The sequence below is a fragment of the Clostridium sp. genome, assembly GCF_047718555.1.
GTDB lineage: Bacteria > Bacillota > Clostridia > Clostridiales > Clostridiaceae > Clostridium_I.
Genome location: NZ_JBDNRK010000098.1, coordinates 1 through 7,121, shown reverse-complemented (window position 1 = coordinate 7,121; position 7,121 = coordinate 1). Strand labels below are relative to the sequence as shown.

At 33.7% G+C, this 7,121-nt stretch carries 5 protein-coding genes; all 5 read right to left on the bottom strand.

What is annotated here, in order from left to right; translation table 11 throughout:
- Window positions 1–447 precede the first annotated feature (447 nt).
- On the bottom strand, window positions 448–1,608 hold the full coding sequence (locus ABF633_RS20250) for an amidohydrolase family protein (protein WP_415526454.1): 1,161 nt from the start codon (window positions 1,606–1,608) through the stop codon (window positions 448–450).
- A gap of 12 nt (window positions 1,609–1,620) precedes the next feature.
- On the bottom strand, window positions 1,621–2,208 hold the full coding sequence (locus ABF633_RS20245; protein WP_415526452.1) for an amino acid synthesis family protein: 588 nt from the start codon (window positions 2,206–2,208) through the stop codon (window positions 1,621–1,623).
- A 456-nt stretch (window positions 2,209–2,664) separates the two neighbouring features.
- Window positions 2,665–4,023 carry an MFS transporter gene (locus tag ABF633_RS20240; RefSeq protein ID WP_415526450.1) on the bottom strand — a complete coding sequence of 453 codons (1,359 nt, stop codon included), beginning with the start codon at window positions 4,021–4,023 and terminating at the stop codon, window positions 2,665–2,667.
- Window positions 4,024–4,525: 502 nt separating this feature from the next.
- Complete coding sequence (locus tag ABF633_RS20235; protein ID WP_415526448.1) at window positions 4,526–5,350, bottom strand: UPF0280 family protein; 825 nt, start codon at window positions 5,348–5,350, stop codon at window positions 4,526–4,528.
- Between the two features lie 2 nt (window positions 5,351–5,352).
- Window positions 5,353–6,864, bottom strand: coding sequence for a DUF362 domain-containing protein (locus ABF633_RS20230; protein WP_415526446.1), 1,512 nt, complete (start codon window positions 6,862–6,864; stop codon window positions 5,353–5,355).
- Window positions 6,865–7,121 lie beyond the last annotated feature (257 nt).

The following is a 7,121-nucleotide window of genomic DNA, read 5'->3' as shown; positions in this document are numbered from 1 at the left end:
AATCACTTTCACAGAGTGCGTGGGAGACTTACGCCAAGTTAGTCAGGTTAAAATTAGATTCTTAGCAAACAATTATAGCAAGAATACCTTCATAAACCTTGCTTTAAAAATATTGAACTCTTAACTAACAAATTTAGGTATATGATACTTTGTCTACAAAATCTATGATTATTTAAAAATATTAGAAGGAAATTTAACTTGAAATGTAAATAAAGTTTCTACTTAAAAATATAGACAATCCATCTAATAAATTGTAGAAACTTTATTACAATATATAATTTAATACAATTTATCCGATGACTAGTCACTGTAACACTCCACCTTTAGAAGGTAGAGATGACACCGACACGTCCCTGGATAATTCATCTAAATTCAGTTGAAATACAAGCTCTCACTGAGTAAGATTCATTGATAATTTTCCAATAAGATCCAATCCAATAAAGGCAATTATATTATAACAGCTTTAGTTGTTGCTGGAGGTGTATTTCTACTCTTATTAACTAAGATTTCTCCGTCTACTACTACCATTGATACTCCTGGTAAATCACCAGCTTCTAATGCCTCTAAACTATCCTTGCCTACTGAACCCATAGGTGTGTCCATTATTACAAAATCAGCTTCTTTTCCCTCTTCAATTAATCCTACATTTAATCCAAAGGCCTTTGCTGTATTTCCTGTAGCAAAACATAATGCTTCTGCTGCTGAAACTTCTGATTCTGAAGCAATATAGGATATGGAACGTAGTATTCCCAGTGGAATAATCCCTGTACCTGATGGCGAGTCATTTCCAAGAATTACTCTTCCCAATTCACCCTTCTTGCAAACTTCGTTTGCTACATGCTTCATTATTTTGAAATTACCACATTGCACCAATTCCAATGTATATTTTGTATCATTTATTAATTTATCAACTTCTTCTACAGAAATTGCTGTTGGGCCTCCATTTAGATGTGATACTATGTCTGGATCTGTATCCATTACATTTTGTGCAGTAATAGTACTACTGCCAGGTATAGATGTTCCCCCTGTATGCATCATAACTTTAAAACCGTATTTTCTAGCCCATTTTACCATAGGACCTGCTACTTCTGGAGTATTTGCTGAACCAAGTCCTACTTCACCAACTATCCATACTCCTTGCTTTTGTAATTCTTCAAAGTCTTTTTCCTGTAGACCCTTTTCTAAAATCAATGCTCCTCCATGAAGCTTAACTCCACCAGGTCTAGCATTTTCTGAGCTCTTATGTGCTAGTACGGCTAAAGCTTTTGTACCTTCTACATCTTTTGGTCTACCAGGTGTATGACATTCTCCAGCGGATATCATAGTTGTTACTCCACCATGAAGTGAACCTGCTATATATCCCAAAGTATTTTGTCTTGGTGTAAAATCTCCAAGTACAGGATGTGTATGTGAATCAATTAACCCAGGAGCCACTGTAGTTCCTTTTGCATCAATAACCTTATGGCACTCTACTCCATGTAAAATTTCCTCTGTTCCAAGTTTCTTTATAATTCCGTTCTCTACTAATATTGTATTATATTTTAATACAGGCTCTTTTATATCACCTGAAACTAATATACCAATGTTCTTTATAGCCAATATTGACATTAGAATTCCCCCTTATCTTAATCCATCTTCACCTTTTGCTTCTTCTACCTTTAATCCGCCCACTCTAGGATGTGGTCTTCCGCAGTTTGTAACTACTAGTATTACAGCTATTTCATTATCTCTTGGACCATCTGGTATTCTTACTTCCATTGCATCAAAATGAGTTCTTACAAAAGCTGCATCCTTATAGTGAAGCGGTACATCTAAAGTACATCCTGGATAACCCATTTTCTTTGCTGAAGGAATTATTGCCTTTCCTCCACCTACTGCATCTCTAAATGGTTTACCTAGCTTTGGATGAAGAATTGCTGCTGCATGTTCTAATTCTCCGTTTCCACCTACGATAGCACCTTTTCCATAGCTTTCTACTTCTGATTTATCAATACCTGCTGCTTTTAACGCCTTCTCTACAAGCACTGGTGCTATTTCTACACTCCAATCTGTAAGCAGTGATAAATCCTCTACATATTTTCCTGCAAACGGATTTTCAATGATAACTGCTGCAGCCGCTCTTTTATGAGTCTTATCAGTTATTACTTTACCTCCATCGGCATTAATTTCTTCTATAAATGTACAGAATTTTCTTATCTTGATTTCCATAAATAAATCCCCCTATATATAGTAATTTCAAGCTCAATTTTTTAATAAATTTACATCTTATTTGTTTTTAAACCATAAATACTCATTTTAATAATTATACTTATGGCATTTAATAACAAACAAGTTATTTTATATTAAATTATCATAATAAATCTTTTAATATTATTTTTTTAGTAAAAATAATATTAATCTATTGATAAATTGATTTTATTATAACAGATATATATCCATATTAAAAATATTTTATATATATCAATCCATACTTAAAACATATGGATTTTTGAAATTTAAAAATTATAGATAGGTCTATATTTATAGTTATTAACTATTTGTGCTGAGTTAAATAGGATTCACAATATATATAATGTAATAAAATAAACAAATTTATACTAAAAAAACAAGTAATCTCATATGCTAATATAGACTACTTGCTTTTTTAATTGTCATATTAAATTTTTAGTCTTTTAAAACTATACCTTTAGTTTCTATACCAAGACCAGCTACCAATATACCTGCTAATATAAAGGCCCCTGATACAATTGCAAATACTCCACTTATACCTACAGAAGTAAGTCCAGCTCCAATAACTATAGGTGCAAGCATAGATCCTATACGTGAGCAAGCTGAGGCCGCTCCAACTCCAGTAGCACGAACAGTTGTAGGATAAAGTTCCGGTGTATAAGTATAAGTAATTCCCATAATTGCAGAAACAAAGAAGGAAGTAATAACACCTAACAATACAACTATACCTGTATTAACCCCATGTCCTAAAGCCCAACCATATATTACAGCAGCAATACCTGCTAATATCAAATTACCAACAAGCAATTTTTTACGTCCTACTTTATCCATAAGATAAGCACTGAAAACTTGATTAGGAACATAGGCTATTTGCATAATTAAAACATAAAGGAAGGATTTAACCATAGTGTGCCCAGCCTTTACAAAAAGTGATGGTAACCAGGAGAATAGTCCATAATAGCCAAACATAGCTAAGAACCATAATCCCCATAACATAATAGTACGTTTAAAATATTTATTAGAGAATAGTAATGCTAAATTAACTTTTTGTTTCTTTCCACCTTCATTTATTTGAACATCTTTTAAATTAACCTCTGGAAGTGTAAAACCTTCAGCAATTAATTTTTGTTCTATACTTTCAACTATTTTTTCTGCTTCTTCATTTCTTCCTTTAGAAATAAGCCATCTTGGTGATTCAGGTAAATGTCTACGAACTACAAAAATATAGAAAGCTGGAAGTGCCCCTGCAACAAAGGCCCAACGCCAACCTGCTGTAGGAATAATAAAATAAGATACAACTGCTGATGCAAGCCAGCCCACTGCCCAGAAAGTGTTAAGTAATCCTTGTAATTTACCACGCTTTGAAGCAGGTATAAATTCTCCTAAAAGTGATGTAACAACTGGAGTTTCTCCACCAAGGCCAACTCCTACAAAGAATCTAAAGATTACCAATGATATAAAATTCGGTGCAACGGCACATAATAGAGAAAACACTGCGAAAAATAACATTGTAATTTGAAATACGGCCTTACGACCCCATCGATCTGCTATAGGTCCTGATACAACGGCGCCAAAGAACATTCCGAATAGACCTACACTTAAGAATAATCCAACTTGCGCTGGTGTTAGATGCCAAGATTTTGTAAGCGCTGTAACAACAAAAGTAACCAATCCAACATCGAAGGCATCGAAAGCCCAAGCCGCTCCATTAATCCCCAGCATCTTATAATGAAACTTTCCAACAGGCAATCTTTCCATACGTCCAATAAGCATTTTTGAAGATGATGTTTCCATTTATATTTCCCCCTTTTAGATAAATAATTTTACTAAAATTCCTTTTACTGCATTTTGTAATATTTAATAACAATTTTCTAATTTTATATTAAATATTATAAAATTTCGCTTTTACTTAGATAATTTAATAAAAATAATGTTAATTTACTAATAAATTGTTTTTATTATATCAGAAAGGTATTCATATTAAAAATATTTTATTGATATCAATTCATATGTAAAACATATGTAAATGTTATTATTGTAACAACATGAATAAATTGGTGTTTATGCGATAAAATATCACACTTTCTATAGAATTTTACCCTAATTTTTTTAATATAATTCTATTTTTTTCTTTAAAATAAAAGAGAGATTGTTCTAAACACATCTTAATGCATTATCAGCAGCCTTTAACTTTTCTATTATTAAAATAATTTTTAGTAAGTAAATAGAGTATGTCTCAAAAGAAATAAATATTTATTTCTTTTGAGACATACTCTTAGATTACTACAATATATTATTATTTTAACACTGCAATATTATCTGGTACCATTACAATCCTATCCTTTACACACAATATTGCACCTTTAATTGTATTATTATTACATAATTTCTCTGCCTTTTTAAGTCCATTTAATAAAGCCCTATACACATTTTTTTCACTAATATCTCCTACCTTTAAGGTTACTAAATGACCAGGTATATCTGTTTCAGAATCTATCTCTTCTGCATAGCAGCGCACTATACCCTCAGCTTCTATATTAGTTTCATTACCCATATAAGTAGCACAGGCATCTGCTATAGCCGCGGTTTCCCCTAAAGAAACAGCAGCAGTAGCAATTCCCTTTGTAAAACTTCTGCCACCAAGACCACTGGTACAAATACCCTGAATATTACTTCCATAGGTAATAGTAAGTACTAATTCTGCATTATTTAAAGGTATTCCTACATTTATTGGCGTACCAGATATATCCTTTAAGGCTATATCTCCACCATTGTTTATAATAACTCTAGTTGCCCCTAATTCCAAAGCTTTTTCCAGTGCAAAATCCGAAAAGGAACCAGCCACGGCAGCAAGAGGTGTTAAACTTTTATCACCTGACCTCCCAACTGCATTCATCATTTTTTCAAGAACAATACTAGGCTTATTCTCGTTAATTTTTAAAACCTTATTGGATTTTATATATGGAATATACTCTGCAAGCCTATTAAATTCAGAAATTACATACTTTGATACTTCAAGACCTAATTCAGGAGTTTTTTCACTTCCTGTAGATATATCAAGCACCATCTGAATTGGTCCATTATTAATAAACACCTTTTGATTTTCCAGTATTTCAACCATAATTATTCCTCACTAAGTTCTTTTAGCAATTGTTCCTTTGTTATTATACTGTTTACATGTCCGCCAATTTCTTCGTATTTCTCCCTAGTCATAGTGTACTCTACAGGGGCTACAGTAGCAGGTGTTGGTACCCAAGTTGTAGCCTCTGGTACCATTTTAGAAACATCCACCATAAAATTTATCCCTCCACCAGGAAGAACAAAGGTAGGTGCTCCTGCTATAGTCATTGTAACCTCATTATTATGAATTGCATTGGTTAATTTCTTTGGAAAAGTTGTAGCTCCAGCTCTAGCACTTCCGCCTGTACCACCTGTATATATAATTGAAACATTTGATCTCTCACAGTTATCAGAAATTAACTTAACACATTTTAGTACTTCCTCAGTCATTTCAATTTCCTTTACAGATCCGTCTCCTTGTACTTCTAATAGAGCAGCTTTCTGTGCTGTAGTTTCCGTTACTAATATTTTATAGCCCTGCTTTGCTATAGTCATATCTACAGATTTCACGGCATCTAAAGGATTCATAATTTCTGTACCGCCCCAGCCGTGACCATGACCTCCAAAATATCTACCCATGGTACTTTTTCTTCCATAAGGTACTACTCCACTATATTTCATGCCTACTTCTTTTCCCGCTGCATGTTCGGACAATAAGCCAACTACATGAAAGTCAAGTATAATTGCCTCATCCACTGCCTTGCATAGACTTCTTGCAAACATACCTATAGTTGCACTACCGCAACCCACTCTCATATATGTCTCTTCAGTGCCATCTATAATAGGTGGGTGATCCTGCTGAACTTCTAGAGTACTTCCATTATCTACTTTCAGTATAACCCTTCTTCCATTCGCTAAGTCTACAATAGTTTTTGCTACTATAAAACCATCATTGCTTCCACTAAGAAGATTGGCTCCGCCTATAGTAAGCATTTTTGATCCATATTCTTCAGTGGTTACTCTTCCAACGCATTTACCATTTCTTTTTACCTTTGCCCCTTCTTCGCCTATGTCCATATTTGTGTCAATTTTAACCTTTACTCCACTATAACTAAGAGGTGCTTCAGTGACCACAGTTACAACATCTACTCCATTTACTGTATCCTGTACTATTTTGGGAGCAGGACGCAAACATGGATAATTTGTTCCACTACCCACTGCTGTAATAAGTGGTTTATAGGTTGCCTTCCATTCTGAATCCTTTGTAACCGGATCTACCACAAGTTTTCTATTTCTAATGAGTTCACCATTTACATTAGTATATCTCTTACAAGCTCCGGTTTTATCTGGAGGTACAGAGCAATTAACAGGGCAATGAGTACATGTAGAATTTTCAGCCTTCTTTTCCTCTGTTCTTTCAATAGCTTCAAAGGGACAGACCTTAAAGCATATACCACAAGACACACAATTATCATTTAATTTTGCTTTTTTATCTATAACCTCTATTGCACCAAGAGGACAATTATTCTCACAAATTTTACAAGCTTTACATTTATCAATATTAACTGAAATCAATTAAAATTCCTCCTTCACTAATCTTAAGTTTATCCGATGAATACCATCCGTAATACTCCCAACGCACTCTGTGAAAGTGATTCGCACAAAATTAAAAATTTTGGCTCTCTACTTGCACACAGCGAAAGCGATTCACAGAAAATCAAAGATTTTTGTTCTCTGCTTTTCTATCAAAGTGGGAGATAACGGCTGCTACGTCCCTGGATAACGATTTACCCTAAAGGACAACGATTTCTAAGTATCGAAAATACCGATAC